22 protein-coding genes are annotated in these 20,805 nt (G+C 44.4%); 10 read left to right on the top strand and 12 right to left on the bottom strand.

Going from position 1 to position 20,805, the window contains the following annotated elements; genetic code table 11:
- Nucleotides 1-24: 24 nt before the first annotated feature.
- Together ACWXW9_RS03690 and ACWXW9_RS03695 are read right to left on the bottom strand one after the other, a co-directional pair.
- Nucleotides 25-798, bottom strand: coding sequence for a class I SAM-dependent methyltransferase (locus tag ACWXW9_RS03690; RefSeq protein ID WP_494928324.1), 774 nt, complete (start codon nt 796-798; stop codon nt 25-27).
- Between the two features lie 116 nt (nt 799-914).
- Entirely contained in the window at nt 915-1,256 is a 342-nt protein-coding gene (locus ACWXW9_RS03695; RefSeq protein WP_494928325.1) for a cupin domain-containing protein, read from the bottom strand.
- Between the two features lie 256 nt (nt 1,257-1,512).
- Here ACWXW9_RS03695 and ACWXW9_RS03700 point away from each other — a divergent pair, with 256 nt between their 5' ends.
- From ACWXW9_RS03700 to ACWXW9_RS03715, 4 genes are all read left to right on the top strand, one after another.
- Nucleotides 1,513-2,748, top strand: a complete 1,236-nt coding sequence (locus ACWXW9_RS03700; RefSeq protein WP_494928326.1) for an FprA family A-type flavoprotein — start codon at nt 1,513-1,515, stop codon at nt 2,746-2,748.
- 36 nt (nt 2,749-2,784) lie between these two features.
- Nucleotides 2,785-3,978, top strand: coding sequence for an NAD(P)/FAD-dependent oxidoreductase (locus ACWXW9_RS03705; RefSeq protein ID WP_494928327.1), 1,194 nt, complete (start codon nt 2,785-2,787; stop codon nt 3,976-3,978).
- Nucleotides 3,979-3,980: 2 nt separating this feature from the next.
- Nucleotides 3,981-4,151 (top strand): rubredoxin, encoded by a 171-nt coding sequence (gene rd, locus ACWXW9_RS03710; protein ID WP_007432984.1) that lies wholly within the window; start codon nt 3,981-3,983, stop codon nt 4,149-4,151.
- Between the two features lie 61 nt (nt 4,152-4,212).
- A complete protein-coding gene (locus ACWXW9_RS03715; RefSeq protein WP_494928515.1) occupies nt 4,213-4,917 on the top strand; it encodes a Crp/Fnr family transcriptional regulator in 705 nt (234 codons plus the stop codon).
- Between the two features lie 134 nt (nt 4,918-5,051).
- On the opposite strand, the gene ACWXW9_RS03720 is transcribed toward ACWXW9_RS03715, so the two are convergent.
- The 5 genes from ACWXW9_RS03720 to ACWXW9_RS03740 form a co-directional block, all read right to left on the bottom strand.
- The gene (locus tag ACWXW9_RS03720) at nt 5,052-6,776 is read right to left on the bottom strand and encodes a glycosyltransferase 87 family protein (protein ID WP_494928516.1); all 1,725 of its coding nucleotides are present in this window, start codon (nt 6,774-6,776) and stop codon (nt 5,052-5,054) included.
- A gap of 274 nt (nt 6,777-7,050) precedes the next feature.
- Nucleotides 7,051-7,764: an MBL fold metallo-hydrolase gene (locus tag ACWXW9_RS03725; RefSeq protein WP_494928328.1), complete on the bottom strand. Its 714-nt coding sequence runs from the start codon at nt 7,762-7,764 to the stop codon at nt 7,051-7,053.
- A 168-nt stretch (nt 7,765-7,932) separates the two neighbouring features.
- Nucleotides 7,933-8,577, bottom strand: coding sequence for an SDR family oxidoreductase (locus ACWXW9_RS03730; RefSeq protein ID WP_494928329.1), 645 nt, complete (start codon nt 8,575-8,577; stop codon nt 7,933-7,935).
- Between the two features lie 109 nt (nt 8,578-8,686).
- Nucleotides 8,687-10,093 (bottom strand): alanine/glycine:cation symporter family protein, encoded by a 1,407-nt coding sequence (locus ACWXW9_RS03735; RefSeq protein WP_494928330.1) that lies wholly within the window; start codon nt 10,091-10,093, stop codon nt 8,687-8,689.
- Nucleotides 10,094-10,266: 173 nt separating this feature from the next.
- Entirely contained in the window at nt 10,267-10,845 is a 579-nt protein-coding gene (locus tag ACWXW9_RS03740; RefSeq protein WP_494928331.1) for a TetR/AcrR family transcriptional regulator, read from the bottom strand.
- Nucleotides 10,846-11,114: 269 nt separating this feature from the next.
- Between ACWXW9_RS03740 and ACWXW9_RS03745 the strand changes: the two genes are divergently transcribed.
- From ACWXW9_RS03745 to ACWXW9_RS03760, 4 genes are all read left to right on the top strand, one after another.
- Complete coding sequence (locus tag ACWXW9_RS03745; protein WP_149094298.1) at nt 11,115-11,855, top strand: ABC transporter ATP-binding protein; 741 nt, start codon at nt 11,115-11,117, stop codon at nt 11,853-11,855.
- A complete protein-coding gene (locus tag ACWXW9_RS03750) occupies nt 11,852-12,613 on the top strand; it encodes an ABC transporter permease (protein ID WP_044644254.1) in 762 nt (253 codons plus the stop codon). The genes ACWXW9_RS03745 and ACWXW9_RS03750 overlap by 4 nt, the downstream gene beginning before the upstream one ends.
- Nucleotides 12,614-12,944: 331 nt before the next feature.
- On the top strand, nt 12,945-14,306 hold the full coding sequence (locus ACWXW9_RS03755; protein ID WP_494928332.1) for an amidohydrolase family protein: 1,362 nt from the start codon (nt 12,945-12,947) through the stop codon (nt 14,304-14,306).
- Nucleotides 14,307-14,388: 82 nt separating this feature from the next.
- Nucleotides 14,389-15,291 (top strand): helix-turn-helix domain-containing protein, encoded by a 903-nt coding sequence (locus ACWXW9_RS03760; protein WP_494928333.1) that lies wholly within the window; start codon nt 14,389-14,391, stop codon nt 15,289-15,291.
- A gap of 188 nt (nt 15,292-15,479) precedes the next feature.
- Here ACWXW9_RS03760 and ACWXW9_RS03765 read toward each other — a convergent pair whose 3' ends face one another.
- The 5 genes from ACWXW9_RS03765 to ACWXW9_RS03785 all read right to left on the bottom strand — a co-directional run bounded on the left by ACWXW9_RS03765 (nt 15,480) and on the right by ACWXW9_RS03785 (nt 19,818).
- On the bottom strand, nt 15,480-15,986 hold the full coding sequence (locus tag ACWXW9_RS03765) for a hypothetical protein (protein ID WP_494928334.1): 507 nt from the start codon (nt 15,984-15,986) through the stop codon (nt 15,480-15,482).
- Nucleotides 15,987-16,077: 91 nt separating this feature from the next.
- A complete protein-coding gene (locus ACWXW9_RS03770) occupies nt 16,078-16,863 on the bottom strand; it encodes a hypothetical protein (protein ID WP_494928335.1) in 786 nt (261 codons plus the stop codon).
- Between the two features lie 27 nt (nt 16,864-16,890).
- A complete protein-coding gene (locus tag ACWXW9_RS03775) occupies nt 16,891-17,490 on the bottom strand; it encodes a C39 family peptidase (RefSeq protein WP_494928336.1) in 600 nt (199 codons plus the stop codon).
- Nucleotides 17,491-17,997: 507 nt separating this feature from the next.
- The gene (locus ACWXW9_RS03780; protein ID WP_494928337.1) at nt 17,998-18,186 is read right to left on the bottom strand and encodes a Spo0E family sporulation regulatory protein-aspartic acid phosphatase; all 189 of its coding nucleotides are present in this window, start codon (nt 18,184-18,186) and stop codon (nt 17,998-18,000) included.
- 231 nt (nt 18,187-18,417) lie between these two features.
- The gene (locus ACWXW9_RS03785; protein ID WP_494928338.1) at nt 18,418-19,818 is read right to left on the bottom strand and encodes a helix-turn-helix domain-containing protein; all 1,401 of its coding nucleotides are present in this window, start codon (nt 19,816-19,818) and stop codon (nt 18,418-18,420) included.
- A 184-nt stretch (nt 19,819-20,002) separates the two neighbouring features.
- On the opposite strand from ACWXW9_RS03785, the gene ACWXW9_RS03790 reads away from it, so the two are divergent.
- Nucleotides 20,003-20,254, top strand: a complete 252-nt coding sequence (locus ACWXW9_RS03790) for an AbrB/MazE/SpoVT family DNA-binding domain-containing protein (RefSeq protein ID WP_494928339.1) — start codon at nt 20,003-20,005, stop codon at nt 20,252-20,254.
- 21 nt (nt 20,255-20,275) lie between these two features.
- A complete protein-coding gene (locus ACWXW9_RS03795; protein WP_494928340.1) occupies nt 20,276-20,722 on the top strand; it encodes an AbrB/MazE/SpoVT family DNA-binding domain-containing protein in 447 nt (148 codons plus the stop codon).
- The last annotated feature ends 83 nt before the right edge of the window (nt 20,723-20,805 follow it).

The raw sequence follows: 20,805 nt of genomic DNA on the forward strand, positions 1-20,805 counted from the left end.
TATTCTCCTATTCGGGACTTCAGACTATCGTTCAGCGATTATACTGACCGCTTGCAGATGGTCGGCATGCTTTACAAATTGTTTGCGCATACCCATAACTCTAGCTCGGGCAGCGCGGTTTCGCATTAGGTTAAAGGCAATTTTGCCAAATCTCAACCAACCCTCATCCTGAATTATACGCGGCAGATGCAGTAAATGCATGGGAGCCGTATAGATTTTTAGAACCTTAAAGCCTTCCTCTTTCAGCAGTTGTTCCCATTCCGATACCGTCAACGGTGTCGCATTAACTCTCAGGGCTACAGCCAAATCCTTGTTAATCTGCTTTTTGAGCTCAGGCTCAATATGATTTGAAGCAAAGCACATCTCATGGATAGCATACTTCCCGCCCGGTTTCAGTAGTCGCTTGGCTTCCGAAATAATCTGTGCTTTTTTGGCCCTTGTCTGCATAGTCAGCATAGCTTCCCCATATACCACCGTTGCAGAGGCATCCGGCAACGGAACCTGTTCAGCATCGGCAATAATCACTTCCCGGTTTGCTCCGCTTACATACGTTTTCACGATAGAAGCCGCCTTCTCATTCTGTTCAATCGCAATATAACGGAGGGGATTCAGTTGCAGTGTCATTTGTGCAGTTAGGCCCAATCCGGGAGCAAACTCAATAACCTCATCTTTCCCGGTTACGTTTAGCCCTTCTATCATCCAGCGTGTCGTTTTCAGCCCTCCAGGCCTGAGCACGCGCTTACCGAGACTTGCCAATATCCAGTGCCCTGGCACCTGTGTGTAATCTACTGTCTGCATCGGCCACAAACACCTCTTTCAATAATTTGATAATGATATTCATTATCAATATATGCGTAAAAAAATTTAACACTTTTTATTTTTATAATTTATATAGCTACGGTGATGTACCCTCTTTATATATTTTGCGCATAGCTTTCACTTGGCGTTTTGGTCAACACCACATGCAGGCTGGAATTCGCCTCCGCACCACCGCGATAGGAAAAGCGCTCATCTCCTGTAACATGGATCATATCCCCTTGGACAACTTCCGTTTCTTCACCATTCACAGTTACAGTACCGTTACCTTCAAGAACAAGCAAATATACATTTGCTCCTGGATGATTATGTGTTGGCAACTCAGCATTAGGAGTAAAGTTGAGAATAAAAATTACATTGTCGGCTTCCTTATGCACAATTCGTTTTGTAAACGCAGCTTCTTTATATTCCTGAAACTGAATGAGGTTTGATTTTTTCATGTAGGTTCACTCTCCTGTTTGAAATTGGATTTGCCTAGGATGGATTAGATACCTGGCATGTTCTCAGGTTTCCATCTATATGGTCTTATTGTATTTGATTATTACGCTCGCCTTGTGATTGCAATCACAAATATAAATTTAAGTAAAAAATACTTTTAAATATTCAAAAATTTGATTTCAATCATCTTTTTCATCGACACATCCAACTAGAATCGAATTGTGTTAGACAAACAAAAACAAGCAGGAGGTTGTTCCTATGAAGCCTGGATTTCAACTGGCAAAGGATATTTATTGGGTAGGAAAAATTGATAATCGTGAGGTTCCCTTTCATCGTCTTCTACTATCTAAGGGTACAACATATAATGCATATCTATTGAAAACTGGAAAACCAACCATTGTGGATACCGTGGATATGGCGTTCGGTAGAGAATTTGCCGAAGCTGTAACCGAATTGATCGATCCGCTGGACATTCAATATATTATCGTCAATCACACGGAACCAGATCACTCAGGCGGATTGGCGGCACTTGCTTCCAAAGCAACGAACGCTACGATTGTCTGCACTGAGATTGCTGTTCCGGAAATTCAACAAATGTACAAGCTTCAGCATCGCAACTTCCTGGTGATCAAGGACGGGGATCAACTGGATATTGGAGGCAAGACGCTGCTGTTCAAGGAAACACCTTACCTCCATACAGAAGAAACCATGATTACGTACTGCATAGAAGATAAAATCTTGTTCCCTTGTGATATTTTCAGTACACACGTGGCTGTAGAGCATCTATTTGCCGATGAGGCCGGTTTTGACATTACCGAAGACTTTATCGGATACTATCAGGCTATTATTCATCCACATCGCAGATATGTGCGTACATTAATCAAAGCTGTTTCTGACCTGGATATTGAGATGATTGCTCCTTCCCACGGCTTCGCGATCCGACATGACATTGCCAAGTTTATTGATTTGTACGCCTCTATGAGTACCGAAACTAAGGATGATAAAAAAGTAGCGATTGTCTATGCCACTTTAAAAAATAATACTAAAAAAATGGCAAACATCCTGAAAGACTGCTTTTTGGAAAACCAAATCAGGGTGGAGCTATGGGATGTAGATAAGGCGGATGAAACGGAGATATTGAATAGTATTGCCTCAGCGGATGCTGTTTTCGTCGGTAGCTCTACCAAATATGCGGACATGACGGGCAAGCTGGAAGACCTGCTGCAAGAAATGCAAAAGATGAATCTGGAAGGTAAGCTTGCTGCTGCCTTTGGTTCCTACGGCTGGAGCGGGGAAGCCATTGAAGTCGTACAGGATTACTTAATCCGTACTAATATGAAGGTCCAAAGCACTTCTGATGTCATCAAGTCGACTGGTATGACGCATGTGGAATTCCCGGTACGCATTCGCTTCTCTCCTACAGAAGATGAAAAAGTGAAGAAAATTAAAAATGCCGCTGAATTTGTCTCAGATCTACTGCTTAGTGTTATTTAAAACACAGTAGCGTATAGCGAATAGGAGAGATACTGAATGGGTAACCAACATTACGTTATTATCGGAGGTAGTGTCGCCGCCGTCAACGCGGCGAAAGCGATTAGAGATCGTGATGAGCTAGCCGAAGTTTCTATTTACGGGGAAGAATTATCCCTTCCATATAACAGAGTCAAGCTTTCCAAGGGACTATTCACTGACCTGCACAGCGACAAAATCCTGATCAAAAAGGAAAAATGGTTTACCAATCAACGAATTAATGTTTATTCCGGCATAAAGGTCACCGCGATACATGCAGAGGACTGCACCATTGAGACAGCAAACGGGCAAATCGTTGCTTATGACAAGCTGCTGCTGTGTACAGGAGCCCACAACCGTAAGCTTTCACTGGACGGAGCTTCACTAAGGAACGTTCACAATATCCGTTTTCGACAAGATGCAGATAGCCTTAAAGCGGAATTGCGACAGGGAGACCGGATATGTATCATCGGCGGCGGTATTCAAGGCGTGGAAACCGCCTGGTCCTTCCAGCAAACAGGGTATTCTGTAACCATACTGGAAGCTTCGCAGCGGCTTATGCCCCGTCAGCTAGATGAAAAGGCCTCCTCTATTTTGACCGATCGAATGACCGAACGGGGTACTCAGGTACACCTTGGGCAAGGCGTAAAACGTATTAAAGGCATAGATCACGTAGAAGGTGTGGAACTACAGAACGGCTCTGTTATCCCCTGCGAGCATGTCGTGTACTCTATCGGAATTGTACCGAATACGGAGCTTGCTCGCCAAATCGGCCTTGATATTGGACAAGGCATTCTGGTGAATGCGCAGATGGAGACCAGCTCCGCCAATATCTATGCAGCAGGTGATGCAGCCGAATTTCAGAGTAGAGTAGATGGGTTATGGGAAAGCGCAATGGAGCAGGGAAAAATAGCAGGCGCTAATATGGCGGGCGCATCCGTCAGCTATCAGCGTCCCCTCCCTGTAACCCTTTCGAACTGCTATGAATCTCCTCTTTTTTCCATCGGTCTAGTAGATGAACAAGTCTGCGACACCAGCCTGATTACTAAAAATCAAGCTTCTTATGCACGTATGTTCATACAAAACGGCTCTATCTGCGGCGTGATTGGCTTTGGGGATGCCCTTGCTTCACTACCATACAAAACAGCCATCATACAGGGACTCAAACCGGACGCACCAGAGCTTACAAAAATTTTGGATGACAAGGAGAACTAAAGATGAAAAAATATGTATGTCAGCCCTGTGGATACATTTATGATCCTGCTATCGGTGACCCCGATGAAGACGTTATGCCCGGTACAGCGTTTGAGGATCTTCCAGAAGACTGGGTTTGTCCAGTCTGCGGTGAGGATCAAAGTCATTTTGCCCCAATAGATGATACAGAATAACAACCATGCGCTATAACCTGTAGTTTCCGGTTTATGAATGGAGTGAATGAATGTGAATGAGATGTCCTGTCCCTGCCAATGCGAAAAGGAGCCCTGTGCCCGCAAAGTGCCTATCTTTTCCTCTTTGTCCTGCGAAGATTTGTGTAAGGTCAGCTCCATGATCCGACACCGAAAATATCAGAAAGGCGAGGCCTTGATTGTGGAGGAACAGGCTTCCGATACGCTGTACATTATTAAAAGCGGGCATGTCAAGCTTCTGAAGATGACGCCTCAGGGCAAAGAACAAATTCTGCACATTCTGACAACTGGCGATTTTTTTGGCGAGTTGAATATATTTAACAGTGATGAGCTGAGTAATTTTAGTGCCTATGCCTTAAAAAATACGGATATTTGTATGCTCACCAAGGATGATATGGAGCAGTTGATCCGCAACAATCCCGATATCTCTTTGAAGCTGCTCAAAACCATTACTAAACGCTTGGCACATACCGAAAAGCTGGCTCAAAGCCTGGCTACCAAAGACCCGGAAATTCGTATCGCCTATATGATTCTTGAGCTTGGGCATAAATACGGGAAGCCGGACGGCTCCTACATTAAAATAAATCTCCCTCTTTCACGCGAAGAAATGGCGAATTATGTTGGTGTCACACGCGAAACCATCAGTCGCAAATTCGCAAAATTTGAACAACTGGGGATTATTCATATTAAGGGTACACGAGAGATTACTATCTGCAATGTACAGAAACTGAGCGAATATATAGATTGAGGAACATCAATCCAATGTTGTTCTAGCATGAAGAGCAACAAAAAAACCGCTTCTTTGGCGTAATGGTTTGTGGTTGGTTGACCTGCCACTTCCATTTCGCCAAAGGGCGGTTTTTTACCCTATTTTACAATGGGCTATCTTTCAATCGTTGTGTTCACACCTTGGGGAGACGCTCCCCATACGTGCTTCCCGGAAGGAAGCTCCTGTGCAACCGTGGGCTCGGAGGACTCGGCCTGAATCGTGGTGGACTTGGAGCAATCCCATACCACTTTGACCAGATATCCAAACAGCAGCACGTTCAACAACGAGGTCACACATAGAATAACTCCATAGCTGTCCTGAGAATTGGAGCTATAGAAAATATCGAAGGTGTTCAGGAAAATCGTGAGACTGAATCCACCCGCAAGCCATAAAAATCTCCGATCCCGCAAATACAGATATGCTAGTACAGCCAACGCTGCCGCCGGGAAGAGATACCGTTCATGCATGCTGGAAGCGAAAGTGAACACGCCTGCAATTTGTACCAGTGCAGCCGCGGCGACAAACTGTGGTTTGCCACTGCGCGCATACATCCACCACGTAAACAAAGTCACCAGCACAATGCCGATCATACCCCATGTGTGGTAGCTGAACAGGAACAACGTCGTCGTATCCTGCGTATAATTACCACCGATCAGTGCGAAGAAGTTATACGCGTTCACGGAAGCATATGGATACTCACCGACCGTTCCTTGGTATAAATCAAGCAGCCATAATGGCTCCTGCCCCCACGAAAATGGCAGCACAACCAGAATTGTCGTCACAACCGCTCCACCTATAGCCAGCAGCCAAGGTTGTATTTTACGTTGTCTCAACAGCTCGAAGAACAGAATCGGACCATAAATAATCCCCTGTGGCTTCATCAGCACCGCTATCGTAAACAATACGGTGGACCAGCCTACTCTGTTTTCCACCAACAACACAACCATACCCACAATCAGCAATGTAAAGAATGAATCTACTTGTCCCCAGAAGGTCGAATTGATAAATACCGCCGGGTTAAATACATAGAACAATGCCAGCCCGATGCTGATTCCAAAACCAACTCGTTTGCTCGCCAACCGATACAGCATGTACGCTGTCGCGATATCCGCCAATATATTGGGCAGCCGCAGCAGCACCGACATATAAGGACTGAAAGCGTCCGTTGAACCGATTTTACCAATCACATATAAAATATAAATATAGAACGGCGGATAATCACTTGATCCGTTCGTGTAAAATCCCGTTAAGCTGTCCGCTGCCGTTGTAGCCCAGTTACGGAATAACATTAAATCCATGTGCCCCGAAATCCACGGCGCTATCGCCATTCTTAAAAAGAATCCCACGCCAAGCACGGTCCATAACATCAGACCCCGGTTACGTTCCCCAATCTTCCATATGCTGGCCCGAAAACGGTACACAATGAATACAAACACCCCGAAGAATAAAGCGGCAAAAATCGCCAGCGGAGTCGCAGAAGCAGATGAAGACTGTCCGCCTCTTCCACTACTCATACCACCGCCGGGTCCGCCCATGCTCATACCAGGGCCGCCATTACTGGACATACCGCCCGGACCTCGCTGTTGCCCATCTCTGACAGCACCGTTGCCTCCGGAGGTAGACGTGTCATTCCCGGTCGTTGTACCTTTGTCACCCGATGTCGATGTACCTTGGGTGGATGAATCGGATGATTGGCCTGTCGTACCTTGGCTCTTGCCGTCCAAGCTGTTCGTGGTACCCGTCGATGTCGAATTGGAGCTGGTATCCTGCCCTACATTTCCTGCTCCACGATTTCCAGCGGTCTGTCCGTTCGAGGGACGTTGCCCCGGCGCTCTCATGCCTCCACCAGGTCCGCCGCCTCCCCCAAATCCGCCGGACGGGCCCTGCCTAACAGCCGCAGACTGGGATGCCGAGCTGCCGGAATAACTCCATAACGAAACCACACTAACCACAGCACACAATATGAGACTGAACAGAAGTATATATTTTATGCGGTTCTCTTTCCACACGTTCAAATCCGATGCACCTCTCTCTGTATCTATTTTCCTCATATTGTATCTGCCATAGCTGAGGGCATCGTGAGTTCTGGCTGAAAGTTGGCTGAATATGGAATCATTTCTTCATAAATTGCCGCTCCATCTCCTGAATGGCCCGTTCGAGTGCGTCCCGTGGATGTTCTAGCAGGTTACCATGTCCTACAGCCAGCAGAGATGGTTTGAATCCCGCAAGCTTTTTGGCGCTTTCCAGTGAAATTTCCTTGTTCCAGGTAGCCAGTGCCGGAAAAGGAAACCACAGCTTGAACTGCCCAGACACCGCCACACCGCCTCGAATCTGGAACGCATCGCCCGCAACCAGCGCACGGGTGCGAGTATCCAAAAACGCCATCGAGCCTGGCGTATGTCCCGGCGCACTGATCGCCTGCAACGAGCCCACATGATCGCCTTCTTCCAGCAGAACGTCAGGCTGTGTACGGATGTTTTTGGGCACACTGCCCTGAATCGGAGTATCCGGTTCCCCCGCATCCAGTGATACATCCCCCTTTAACAGCCGCGCATCCCGCCCGGAAATGAATACTTGCGCATCCGAATACCGTTCCTTCAGCCTATCGAGCGCACCCACATGATCCTCATGAGCATGAGTAAGCACAATGCGTATGATAGGTTGCCCCATCCGCGCAGCAGCCTTTTCGATCCCATCTGCACTATAAGGAAGTCCGGCATCTATCAATGTCAGCCCCTCCTTTTCCTGCACCAAATAGCAATTCACTGGGAACAGCCTCGGCAGAAACGTCAATTGAACTATATGCTGCACCTGAACAACACGCATCCGTCTCATCTCCTCATCTTGATTAAAACTAATTATATTAGTATTATAAATAATATCATTAGTTTTAAGCAAATCTTTTCGCAAATATTCCGCAGCAAAAAGGCAGACCCCGGAATATTACCGTTGATCTGCCTCTCTCCAACTATGATGCAAATGTTCCTCTATCCATCACCCCTGCCGGATAGCCTCAGCAATGGGCGTGCTGCCTGACGCCAGATTAATCGCACGGTGATACGTCTGCCGTTCATCCAGTGCCGCTACCACTACTGCCGCTACATCCTCACGGGAAATGGTGCTAACGGAAGAATCATCTCCCGTAGCGACCTTTCCGATACCGGGATCATCTGTCAATCCACCCGGACGAAGGATCGTGTAATCCAGATTACTCGCTTCCAGCAAGCGATCTGCATAATGCTTTGCCACGTAATACGGCTTAATCGACTCAGGCCATTGCTCCCGATTCTCCGCATGCCTTGCGCTGACCATAATGAAGCGGCGAATGCCTGCCTGCTTGGCAGCTTCCATAGCCTTGACTGCTCCATCGAGGTCGATAAGCAGGGTTTTGTCCGCGCCTGTTTTGCCACCGGAACCTGCCGTGAATACGATAGCATCGCTACCCTTTACGGCTGCGGCAATGTCGTCAACCGTTCCTTCGAGATCAGCGATCACCGTTTCCGCACCCAAACGTTCAAGCACTTCAGCCTGATCCTGATTGCGAATCAACGCCTTTACGCGATGCGAGTCATTTTCACCCAGCAGACGAACAAGATGTCTGCCTACTTTTCCATTTGCGCCAATCACCAATACGTTCACAATATCCCTCCTGTATTCGCAGTCTCTCATCTACATTATACAGAAGTATTTTACCCGTATGGTTCAAGTCGCAATCAGATGGGTATGTCGAGTTTGTGATCAGGTTGTCTTACAGCTTGGCTTCCCGCTCCCAGCACTCCACTTGCTCCAGCCCCGGAATGCTATCTTTGTAGAACACAGGGTCGTGACCCGCCTTTTTCTGCCGTGAATAATCCTTTAAGGCTGCAAAAGCGACTCGGGATAAAAGGGCAATGGCAATCAGATTGACGACAACCATCATGCCCATAAATAAATCAGCCAAATCCCACACCAGTTGCACCTTGGCCACCGCTCCGAAAATCACCATGCCAATTACAGCAGCGCGATACAGCCATACCCAGATTTTCTTGGATTTCATAAACTCGATGTTCGTTTCACCGTAATAGTAGTTACCGATCAATGTGCTGAAAGCGAACAGGAATACCATGATGGCAAGAAAACCGGACGCCCACGGGCCGATGTGCACACTAAGAGCCGCCTGGGTCAGCTCAATACCACTAAGTCCCGGCTTCGTATACGCACCGGATAACAAAATAATCATTGCCGTGCTCGTACATATAATAAGCGTATCCGTCAGCACCCCGAATGCCTGGATCAAGCCTTGCTTGACCGGATGGCTGGTGTCTGCCGTAGCTGCCGCATTCGGTGCGCTCCCCATTCCTGCTTCATTGGAAAATAAACCACGCTTGATGCCGTGCATCAGAGCTGCCCCGATGGAGCCTCCCGCAACCTGCTCGAAACCGAACGCACTGCGTACAATCAGGGACAATATCTGCGGCAATTGCTGAATATTAATGATTACAATAAACAGCGCAATTCCGATATACAGCACTGCCAGTACAATGACGATATATTCGGACATTTTGGCAATCCGCTTGATCCCCCCAAAAATAATGACCGCAAACACAGCCGCCATCAGCAGACCCACAACCAGCCGACTCGTGCCGAAGGCATTTTCAAAAGCCAGCGTAATCGTATTGGACTGCACCGCGTTAAAGACCAGACCAAAGCTCAGTGTAATCAGTATTGCAAAGACGATACCCATCCACCGCTTTCTCAATCCGATCTCCATATAATACGCCGGACCGCCACGGAATCCATCTTTGTCCTTCACTTTATATACCTGTGCTAATGTACTTTCGACGAAGCTGGAAGCCGAGCCGATGATCGCAATGATCCACATCCAGAACACCGCACCCGGACCGCCCAGCGCAATGGCAAGAGCAATCCCCGTAATGTTACCCGTACCCACGCGTGCCGCCATGCTGATACAAAATGCCTGGAAAGGCGAAATGCTGTCCCTTGAGCCGCGTTTTGATTCTTTGAGGACCCGGAACATGTCTCCGATCATTCGTACTTGCAGACCCTTAGTGCGGAACGTAAAAAATAGCCCCAATGTGATCAGCATGACAATTAACAACTTGGACCAGAAAAAGTCGTTAATTACACCGATCACATCCTGTAAAACCTGTTGCATCCACAATCCCCCTAATATCCTTTGAATCATTCCCTCTGTAGAACCGGTTCCACATCCGGCTGTTAAGCAGTATTTTTCGAGTATATCAATTTTTCACCGCACAGAACAGATAATTATACATTTTACTGAATAGAAACCATTACCAGGAAAGAGAACCGTGTTCGCTTCTCATGTTATCCCCGTTTCTGCTGCATATGCAGACCTGTCAAAAAAGTGTCCATCATGACTTCAATACTCCGATCCACTTCCACGGGTAAACCAAAGCCGCCCTTCTGTTCGAGCGAGGCAAAACCATGAAGCAGACTGCGGAACCCCCTCGCCGCATGAATACAATCCTCTTCCTTAAATCCGTAACCGCTGGACAGAACAGAAATAACAAGCTCCGCCACACGATCCGCAGCCTGCCTCACTTCGGGATTATTTCGATCAGTTGCATACAGCATCGCTTCATACAAACCGGGTCGCTCGCGGGCATATCGCATATAGGCTTTCCCCATAGCGGTCATTGCATCGTCACCCGCTCTGCCAACCGCCGCGCTCATCAAAGCTTCCTCCAACTGTCCCAGGCTGTGTAGAGCCAGCACTTGGCGCAATCCGTTCAACCCGTCCACGTGGTTATACAAAGACGGGGGGCGAATGTGCAACTTCTGTGCCAGCGTGGTGAGCGTAACATCGCCCATTCCCCGTTCATTGGCAATGTCCTCAGCAGCCTGTAAAATATCTTGCAGCTTCACTCCGTTTCTGGGTGACATCGGCATTTCTCCTTTAATCGAATTTCTATGTAAGGCATTTACGTTCGTCTATATATTGTACTTTCGAGCGTTAGGAATCAATTATGCAAAATGCTGACGTATAAATATACATAATGAATCTCATTTCTATTTTAACTAATTCTGTTAGTTTATACAAAGAAGTTATGGTTTGCAAGCATATCAGCTTTTACTGATATAATGAACAAAACAAGATCATAGAGCGGGTCTGACCACTTTTTCGATCCCATGCAAAGGAGATAGCTATATCTATGGAGTCCAAGTCACTTCCAGCCATTGAATTTAAAGACGTCACCAAATATTTTACCGGGTCTGAACAGCAACGTGCTGTCCTGAACGGAATTACGGCAAGAGTCTCTCCCGGCAAAATCACCACGCTGGTCGGCCCGTCCGGGTCTGGCAAAAGTACGCTGCTTTCACTGTGTAATCTTCTACTGACGCCGGATGAAGGGGAAATCAGCGTATTCGGCAAGCCCCTTTCCGAATGGGAAATCCCTGAACTGAGGCGAAAGGTCGCACTGGTTTTTCAGGATGCCCCCATGCTGCAAGGAACCGTTCTGTATAATCTTCAGACCGTAGAAAGGTTGCATGGCACGGTGCTGCATGACCCAGGCGACCTGTTAGAGCGTGTAGGACTTACCCGCGATCTACTGGAGCAAAAGGCGCAGGAACTATCCGGAGGTCAAAGGCAGCGCTTGGCCTTGGCGCGAACGCTTGCGAACCGCCCGGATATTTTACTGCTGGATGAGATTACTTCCGCACTGGACCCGGCCTCGGTCAAAGAGGTAGAGGAACTGTTACTTCAAATGAACAAAGAAGAGGGAACGACGATGATCTGGATTACGCATCATATGGAACAAGCACGCAGAGTAGGCCATGAAACATGGCTGATGATCGACGGAAAGCTCGTGGAGCAAGCGGATACCGAGACTTTTTTCCATGCACCACAGCACAATGAAACCCGCAAGTTTATAGCAGGAGAGTGGGTATGACAATTGTTGCCCTGATTCTGTCCCTCGGTTTTGTGTTCATCGCCATCGTTATGTCCAAATCCTTCAAGCTCGGTCTGGATCGGGATATCATTATCGCCACGATCAGAGCATCGGTTCAGTTGCTGGCCATCGGATATGTGCTGCATCTGATTTTTGGAATGCAAAGCTACGGATTTATCGTATTATTCATTCTGCTCATGATCACTGTGGCCTCCCAAAATGTCGCGCGCAAAGGAAGATTCATTCCCGGCCTGATGTGGAAGTCGTTCCTGACGCTGCTTTGTGTGGAAATCGTTACACAGGCATTTCTGATTGGCCTGCACATCATTCCGGCGACAGCCCGATATATGATTACGATTAGCGGCATGATCATTGGCAGCTCCATGATTTTGTCTAGCCTGCTGGTATCCCGGCTCAAGTCGGAAGTGCTGCTGCGCAAGCCTGAAATTATGCTCATTCTGGCACTAGGCGGCACGCCGAGACAAGCTATTTTCCCGATACTCAAGGATTGCATACGCTCCAGTATGATTCCAACCATTGAGGGACAGAAAACGCTGGGGCTGGTCCAGCTTCCCGGCATGATGACCGGGCAGATCATCGCAGGTGCCAATCCCATTGCCGCCGTCCGCCTGCAATTGCTGATCGTATTTACCACCATGACCTCTGCGATTTTGACCAGCGTACTGCTCAGCCTGTTTATTTATCCGGCATTATTTACCCGCCAGCAGCAGCTGCGTACAGAAGCATGGGAGCGCTAATCCCTATCCAACACAGCTTTATTTTGCAAAAGTCTATCTGCCAGATGATCGGTAGGTAGGCTTTTTGGTGTATATTCTTGTCCCTGCACGAAAAGATATACTGTGATTTTATATCATCAGGCTTACAATATACATATATAGGTTAAGCATTTTGCATAAATCCCAAGAGCGATTTCAAATCAGCAATATATAGATCGAAACGGTTTAGTTCGTCTATATATTGTACTTTCGAGCGTTGGGAATCGAATGATGCAACATGCTGAGGTTAAATGTCGATCTAAGAGAGGGCATAGAAATAAGTCATCTAACAACACACAAAGGAGATAAAAAGATGAACAATCGTTTATTAATCAAAAACGGCTGTGTACTCACGCTCGATAAGACAATGGGTGATTTTAAAAAAGCGGATATTCTTATCGAGGGAAAAAAAATTATCGCTGTTCAACCGGAGCTAGAAGCAGCCGATTGTGAAGTTGTTGACGCTACAAACATGATTGTTATGCCGGGATTCGTGGATACACATCGCCACACCTGGGAATCTGTCGTTCGTAATGTAGGTGCCGATTGGTCTCTCGAAAAGTACTTGGGGCGTATGTACTATGGGAATATTGGAGCTAAATTACGTCCGCAGGATGGATATGTAGCGAATCTGCTTGGCGCACTGGAAGCATTGGATGCAGGGGTTACCACGCTACTGGATTGGTCGATGATTAATTCACCCGAGCATACGGACGAGCTGATCCGGGGCTTGCAAGAATCGGGAACAAGAGCGGTCTTTGCCCACGGAGTTTCTGGTGATGGAGAATATTGGTCCAGAGAAAGCCGAATTCGACAATCCGATGACAGCAGACGGGTGAAAAAGCAGTATTTCTCATCAGATGACCAGTTGCTTACCATGGGGCTAGCCATAAGAGGACCGGAATTTAGCGCATGGGAAACAGCAGTTGATGAGATTCGATTCGCTCGGGAGCTCGGTGTGCTGTGTACAATGCATTTAGGGTTCGGGACATGGGGTTCGGTGGATCGATCGATTGAAAAATTGCATAAGGCTGGACTGCTCGGATCGGACCTTAACTTTGCCCATGCCAATACACTCAGCTATGAGGAGTATAAACTAATCGCAGATTCGGGCGCCTCCATTTCCGTTACTCCGGAAATCGAAATGATGATGGGACATGGTTATCCGGCTACAGGGCTATTTATGGAGAACGGAGGAAGACCCTCATTAGGAATCGATGTCGTAGTATCAACCGGTGGAGACATGTTTGCACAAATGAAGTTCGCCTTGCAAGCAGAACGTTCCAGAATCAATGGAAAGATTTTATCCACAGGAGAAATGCCGGTGGAACTCACCATTTCAGCACGGGACATTATAGAATTCGCGACGATTGACGGTGCCCGAGCATTGGGACTGGATCATAAGATCGGTACGTTAACTCCGGGAAAAGAAGCCGATCTGATTATGATTCGAACCAACGATCTGAATATGTTTCCGGTAAATCATCCAATCGGTGCTGTTGTGCAATGTGCAAACACGAGCAACGTCGATTCAGTGTTTGTGGCTGGGAAAGCTGTCAAACGGAACGGAAAAATGCTGCATGTAGACATTCAACGTTTGCGCAAGTTAGCCAATGAGTCTAGAGATTATATTTTCTCACAATACGGGGTGCCTGAAGAAGCATGGCCAATCTGATTTGCTGTAGGGTGCCATGCAACTCAAGTCAAATATTCCTGCATTCCGCCTGTTAAGATGGAATCGAAAGGAGGGAACCATCGTGTACGAATGGAACGAAATGGTCCAACTCATGATTGATTGGATTGATAATAATCTTACTTCAGCACCATCGTTGTTGAGAATGTCCAATCAGTTAGGCTACTCTCCTTATTACTGTACAAAACAGTTCCATTCTCTTACAGGAATGACGTTAAGGGATTATGTGTGGATGCGCCGGATTAGCCGTGCAGCCCTTGAACTCCGGGATGGCAATGTTCGCATCCTTGATGTTGCCATAAAGTATGGGTTTTCTTCACAAGAAGCTTTTACACGAGCATTTGTAAAAGCCTTTGAGGTAACTCCGGCTGTATACCAAAGAGAGCCTAGACCTATTCCGTTAGCGATTCGTGTTGAAGTGTTCTCTCCTTATCATTATCATTTGAAGGAGCGGGATCAGATGGTTAAGGAACATTTGCAAGAAGCCGAAATCAAAATTGAGCGTATACCAGCACACAAATTTATTGGAATCTGGGATACCTCTTCTCGAAACTACGGTGATTTCTGGAGAAACGGTCATAATTGTGATGAAATTTGTGGAACACTGGAAAGCATGTCTCATCTCAAGCTACCCGAACAATTGGGCCAAACCGCAGGCTGGTTCTATCAGGATGGTCAGAAGGGCTATCTCTATGGGATACCGGTTGCCGCTGATTACGCTGGAGAGATTCCAGCAGGAATGGAGTGCCGGAGCATTCCCGAATCAGATTACCTGGTTTTTTCCCACCCTCCCTTCAATTATTTAAAAAACAATGGAGAGATTATGAGAATTGTGGAGGAGAAGGCTTGGAGCTTTGACCCTGCCAGCATGGGATATGAATGGGATGAGGAAACGAAGCAGGATTATCAGCGGCATTTCCCGGAAGGATACGGTTACGCAGTGTTACGTCCAGTGAAAAAAGTGTAGAGAAAAAGAATCCCAAGAAGCCGCTACGATGATGTAAGCTATAGCTTCTCCTGTTCATAAATTATCACTCACTTCCTCGCCTGTAGATATGAGTTCAACGCTTTTTTCCTTATATATATTCGTTTTATAAATGAGTATAACACAAGGCGAAGGATAACTCCCTTCGCCTATTTTCTTCTATAAGATCCTTAACCATTAAAATTATCTTCTAAATTATCGTCCACCTTATCAGGCTCGTACTCGACTGTTTTATAGTCAGGTGATGAGGGAATCATATTGACCACGACATTCCTCATTTTCAACTTGTACGTTCCTTCCTCAAAGGCAATAATATACTTAATGGGAGGTAACTCCATGTCCGCATACTTCGTTATCGACGAAACGACAATCTTGGAAGGGTCAGAGTCATTTACAGAAATGATACGATAGTCTATCGGTGTTCCTTGAGCTTTTAGAAAATTAAGTCGTGCCCGGTCTGTTTTAAAACGATAATCATCAGACAGTGAAAGCATCTTATCATAATCACGACTCATCGAAGCGTCCATATATTCTGAAAATGTCGAAACAGCAGCCTCTTTTGGCTTATCGGGAAGTTTATGAGGCTCCTTATCCCCTCCAAAACCTGTAGCCATTACAGTCAAAATCCCTCCTAAGACAACCAAGCAAGCCAACTTCTTTCGTAGTACAATCTTCAATTGAAAAAAACCTCCTTTGTTGTGAATTTTACCACTTTTATACCAAAAACCACTCTCTCAATAGAGAGGTGGCTCTTGAAATTTTAGAAATTCACACTTTTTTTCTTTTCTTAATTACGAAGGAAACTCCACCAATAATCATTAACCCGGCAATAAAGATTAATGACAATTCCCCAGTGCTGATTTTGCTTGCATTGACCTGTGAAGCAGTCGAGCTTAGATTGGATGGGCTACCTCCAGAGATCGGTTCATCCGAATCATTTTTTGAAGCTGCTTCTTGTCGAACTTTCTCATTGGCAGATAGAAACTCTATAAATTCCTGTAGATTGTATACTTTCAATGGCTTAAAGTCCATGTATACACTCTCTCTAAGAGGAACCACAACTTCCTTCCCATCTATATCAGAAATTAGAGCAACCGTAGCCAGTCGATCATCATATATCAGTTTGCTGTTTTCATCGTAGCCAACCAGTTTCTTTGCTTCTTCGAATTGACTTGGAAACTCAAGATCACTATAAGCTGATCGTATTCTTTCCCCATCTTCTGAAAAAACAATTCCGTTATTTTGTTGACCACTTTTTATGGAGAATAAGTACCCTTTAGATTTCAATATGTCATTAGCTTTATCTGTATTTCCTGATCTAATAGCTTTAGAATTTACAGTATAAACCTTAAAGCCTTCATCAAGCGTTAAATTTTCCGCTTCTTTAGTAGTTGTTATTTTGAATCCTGTATTCTGTCTAATATCATCTTTGAAATTCCCCAAATCTTTTTCAATAGATTGTTCAACTTCCTGCGGAACCTCATTTGCCGCTAAGACCGTTATAGGAAACAATAAGATACAAGAAAACGCAATTCCAAGTATTTTTTTATACATTTTATCACTCCTCCTTAGTGCTCACGTTTAATCTACATAAATTTCGTTTATAGTGCTGTACCAAGAAAAGTCTCTATTATTAACAAAGCTATCGTAGTAATCTATTTTATCCATCTTCTCACCAACGGCAGGGTCTTTGTAATATACTTTTTGAAATCCTAAATTTGTATTATCCGAATATCCATTTATAAGATACATATGTCCAAGATCAGAGTCATCCTTCCACACGATGTGTGCTAATTGCGGTTGATTTCTTTTTATTTGAGCGATAACAGTTCCAAAGGGTATCGGCTCTTTATCAATTGCAGAGCTTAATCCCCCATATGCTAACGCGCTTTTTACTTCCCGATCCGATCCTCCCTTATTTACGAGGCTACCTTTAATATATTTTACGATTTGAGATTGAGTTTTATTTCCACCTAAATGTTCTATAGCCATCTGTGATGTAGCAGCCCAGCACCAATTAGATTTTTCTTGTTTATGCGAAGGCACAGGAAGAGATTTGTAATCTATGTAGCTAGGTGTGATTTTGTCTGAATTAATCTCTTGGGCTGATGTTAATGGAGCGATAGCAGTAAGTGCTAATACCCCCATAAGCACAAATGCTGTCTTTTTGATTTTTTTCATGTAATGACACTTCCTTTCTTCTAATTTTGTAATACAATCCAACGCTCAATCCCATCTTCACTTCTTGATCGACACTCCTTCATTTTTATTCACTTCCACCTTCCCTCTCACGAGATATTTTTGTAATAAATTCCATTTGATTACACCCTTTTAACCATCTCCTCTACTATTTTTAGTACCGCTAAATATTATCCAATAATATATAAAAAGTGTAACATATTTCTTTTTTTGATAAAGTTCAATAATTCAACCTCTTTTCTTTAAAAATCCTGTATCCGCCAATACTCATATGGTAATTTTCCAAGGGATTTTTTTGCGAGTTCCTTCCCATCCTATGAAGAGAACGGTCAACGTTCGGAATATTTCGATTTAATAAAAGGAATTTCCTACTGTATAAACTGCTGCAACATCAAGCTCTCCCTATAAAATTTTTACATTTTCTGACTTTCATATGTATTTTTATTTCATATAAGGTATTTAATAGATATATTGATATAGTCAGTTCTGTTACTCACTGGGGAAATTAGTTTTGCATAAGGAGGGTTGGAAGATACGGTTGTGCTGGTTAATGAGCTCGTCCAAAAGCATAGATTGCTCAAGCACAGAGGAATGTCCAAAACCATACTGGTCATACAGATCATGAAGCCGCTGTCTTGCATTTTCTAATTGCTGATTTAATGTTTCATCCGTTTTCATCCAAATCCCCTCCTAATGAATCTCATTTTAGGATGGAATGGGTAAATTTGAATCATCCATTTTTTCATTCAAGAATCAGCAAAATGAAATAAAAAAATGACCAGCATTTAAGCTGGTCCATGGTAGAAAATTTAAAACTTAGATCAGAATCCACCCACATGCCCTTGGAGTTGGATTATGCCTGAGCTTGGATGTACAGCTTGAACTGGTACTGCGAATACCAATAAAAAGCTAATTACTGCCAAGAACAAAGCCATCTTTTTGATCATTTCTTTCCCACACCTCCTGATACATTTTTTCGTACTGAGCCAGTGTTTCAGGAGCAGCCTGCGCTCTGAAACGGTCAAATAGGCCAGCACAATTGGAGATAAGTAGTACATGGTTAATTGTAACAGCTTTTTCAAAAGCGTTTATTAAACATTTGAAACCATATGGATATCTGCCTTTATTTAGGTTGTATTTAGCCATCTTATACCAAAATCGAACATACTCTTCTGGTAAGACCTGCTGCGTATACATGCCTTCAGATGAGGATTCCCGATAAGCTGCAATTTGAGGTTCAAAGCGCTGAAGGATATGATCCACATCTAAATTGTACCGATTAGCTGCTTCAATAATGTTTAAAAGTTCAGCAAAAATTTCTTTTTCGCCGGCTATATATTCTACATAATCCGGCAGTACACTAACATCTCCAGACATGAGCCTATTCACATATGTATTAATTTTTGCCCATTGCTGGAATAAACCAATCCAATGAAGTGTATCGGAGTCCTTCTCCTTTACCCAACTTAAATCCGTATATGCACGTAGATGCTCTAAAGCCTGAACATGATCTCCTTTGGCATCACATACATTTGCACACAATAAATCAGAGTAGGCTATGTATGCAAATAGTGGTCCATCATTAGGTTTCTTCTGCAACTCTTGTTCCTTTAGTTTAGATTTTCGCTTTAGGTCATATTGTATTTTCCCTAATCGTCGCATTTCTATAGCAAAGGTGTATACCTTGTCCCAGTAGCCCAATGATCTATAGATATTTGCTAAGTCTTTTAAAGCATTGAGCTGATTTATTTCGTCTAAACGATTAACGAATGATTCAAATTTAGCTGCTGCTTCCAGATTGACCGCTCGGTTTCTCCCAATCGTGAGCTTAAACAGGCGATACTGGCACACCGCAAGTCGCTCGGAATGCTGCTGCTTTTCACTTTCAGCCACATTTTTATACAGGAACGCCGCTGCTTCATTGTGGCCGTCTTTGAAAGCATCCTCGGCTACTTCAAAGAGCAACGGAGGATAAGTGGGATTATCCAGCAATAGAAATACAACTCGCTGCAAGCAATCCAGTCGGTCAAGCTCCACACATCGGTACAAGAAAGGGGATATTCTTCGCCAGTTGAGGGGTTCTTCCTCAATACATTCTTCAACATATCGATGATAAAAATGATCTGGTGGTAATTCCATCGTTGAAGTAATACGATCCAATTGGTTAACAGAGATAGACCGATTGCCCGTTACAATACCACTCACGGTACCTGGATTCAGTCCTGAGATGTGTCCAAACTCAGTTCTACTCATATCTTGTTGCTTTAGATACTTTTCTAATTCTGCTCTTATCGTAGGTGTGATTTCCATGAATAAACCACCCTTTCAATTGTGGACTCTGGGATATAAAACCTAGTAAATGAAGCTATGTAGTTCAAAAATTCATAATATTATGAAATGTTTTCCTTTTCACATCACAATAGTACCACCTTTTGGAACAACAATAAATAATACTATTTTATTGATTATCATCTTTTTAATGGGAGTTTTTAACATGAAGGACATAGGAATGACGAGAAAATTAGATGGATTGGGACGACTCTTAATCCCCAAAGAAATACTAAATACGTGTCATATTCAACCTTCTGATTGTATTGAATTTCTTTTAGAGGGAGCAACCATATCCGTCACTAAATATAACGACCAAACCTGCGAGTTTTGTAAATCAAAAGAAGAATTAACCGCATTTAAGAAGCATTTTATATGTAGCAAGTGCAGATATCTGATCAGCCATGGTGACTTGTAAGGATTAAGGAGGGGTTATTTTATGAAAAGCACAGGTATGACGCGCTCATTAGATACTTTGGGTCGAATCGTGGTTCCTGTAGAAATGCGAATGACGATGAATATGAATAGTGGGGATTCGGTAGAATTTTTTGTGGATGATAAAACGGGCTTTATGGCTGTAAAGAAATATACGGGCGTTTCCTGTAAAATGTGTAGCGCGGTTGAAAATCTAACCTATTTCAGAGATTCATTTTTATGTATGCATTGTATCCATAAATTAAAGGGGAATATAGATTGTAGCCCCATACCGACTCCTTCTATTAAAAAAGATACGCGCATTCATAAAAGAACGAATCAGCCGGCAGAAAAATTACTCGGACGCCTTAGAGAACTAATTCAGAAACATCCTGATGCCAGACAATATGACTATGCCAAATGGCTTGGCGTGTCACAAGGGCGTGTATCTCAGCTTAAAAAGTTACTATAAAACACAGTAAAACTTCTTGTAAAACCTCATTCATTTAAATCCAAGGCCATCCTTTTAAAATAATTTTATTTTAACGTGAATAC

The organism is Paenibacillus sp. LT-B23 (assembly GCF_059417685.1).

What these genes read in the sequence shown, in the direction of transcription:
- ACWXW9_RS03690 (WP_494928324.1), bottom strand. Translation starts at nt 798, where the DNA reads ATGCAGACAGTAGATTACACACAGGTGCCAGGGCACTGGATATTGGCA.
- ACWXW9_RS03775 (WP_494928336.1), bottom strand. Translation starts at nt 17,490, where the DNA reads ATGAAAAAAATCAAAAAGACAGCATTTGTGCTTATGGGGGTATTAGCA.
- ACWXW9_RS03750 (WP_044644254.1), top strand. Translation starts at nt 11,852, where the DNA reads ATGACAATTGTTGCCCTGATTCTGTCCCTCGGTTTTGTGTTCATCGCC.
- ACWXW9_RS03780 (WP_494928337.1), bottom strand. Translation starts at nt 18,186, where the DNA reads ATGAAAACGGATGAAACATTAAATCAGCAATTAGAAAATGCAAGACAG.
- ACWXW9_RS03755 (WP_494928332.1), top strand. Translation starts at nt 12,945, where the DNA reads ATGAACAATCGTTTATTAATCAAAAACGGCTGTGTACTCACGCTCGAT.
- ACWXW9_RS03695 (WP_494928325.1), bottom strand. Translation starts at nt 1,256, where the DNA reads ATGAAAAAATCAAACCTCATTCAGTTTCAGGAATATAAAGAAGCTGCG.
- ACWXW9_RS03720 (WP_494928516.1), bottom strand. Translation starts at nt 6,776, where the DNA reads ATGAGAGCGCCGGGGCAACGTCCCTCGAACGGACAGACCGCTGGAAAT.
- ACWXW9_RS03770 (WP_494928335.1), bottom strand. Translation starts at nt 16,863, where the DNA reads ATGTATAAAAAAATACTTGGAATTGCGTTTTCTTGTATCTTATTGTTT.
- rd (WP_007432984.1), top strand. Translation starts at nt 3,981, where the DNA reads ATGAAAAAATATGTATGTCAGCCCTGTGGATACATTTATGATCCTGCT.
- ACWXW9_RS03790 (WP_494928339.1), top strand. Translation starts at nt 20,003, where the DNA reads ATGAAGGACATAGGAATGACGAGAAAATTAGATGGATTGGGACGACTC.
- ACWXW9_RS03705 (WP_494928327.1), top strand. Translation starts at nt 2,785, where the DNA reads ATGGGTAACCAACATTACGTTATTATCGGAGGTAGTGTCGCCGCCGTC.
- ACWXW9_RS03745 (WP_149094298.1), top strand. Translation starts at nt 11,115, where the DNA reads ATGGAGTCCAAGTCACTTCCAGCCATTGAATTTAAAGACGTCACCAAA.
- ACWXW9_RS03795 (WP_494928340.1), top strand. Translation starts at nt 20,276, where the DNA reads ATGAAAAGCACAGGTATGACGCGCTCATTAGATACTTTGGGTCGAATC.
- ACWXW9_RS03785 (WP_494928338.1), bottom strand. Translation starts at nt 19,818, where the DNA reads ATGGAAATCACACCTACGATAAGAGCAGAATTAGAAAAGTATCTAAAG.
- ACWXW9_RS03725 (WP_494928328.1), bottom strand. Translation starts at nt 7,764, where the DNA reads ATGCGTGTTGTTCAGGTGCAGCATATAGTTCAATTGACGTTTCTGCCG.
- ACWXW9_RS03700 (WP_494928326.1), top strand. Translation starts at nt 1,513, where the DNA reads ATGAAGCCTGGATTTCAACTGGCAAAGGATATTTATTGGGTAGGAAAA.
- ACWXW9_RS03715 (WP_494928515.1), top strand. Translation starts at nt 4,213, where the DNA reads ATGTCCTGTCCCTGCCAATGCGAAAAGGAGCCCTGTGCCCGCAAAGTG.
- ACWXW9_RS03735 (WP_494928330.1), bottom strand. Translation starts at nt 10,093, where the DNA reads ATGCAACAGGTTTTACAGGATGTGATCGGTGTAATTAACGACTTTTTC.
- ACWXW9_RS03740 (WP_494928331.1), bottom strand. Translation starts at nt 10,845, where the DNA reads ATGTCACCCAGAAACGGAGTGAAGCTGCAAGATATTTTACAGGCTGCT.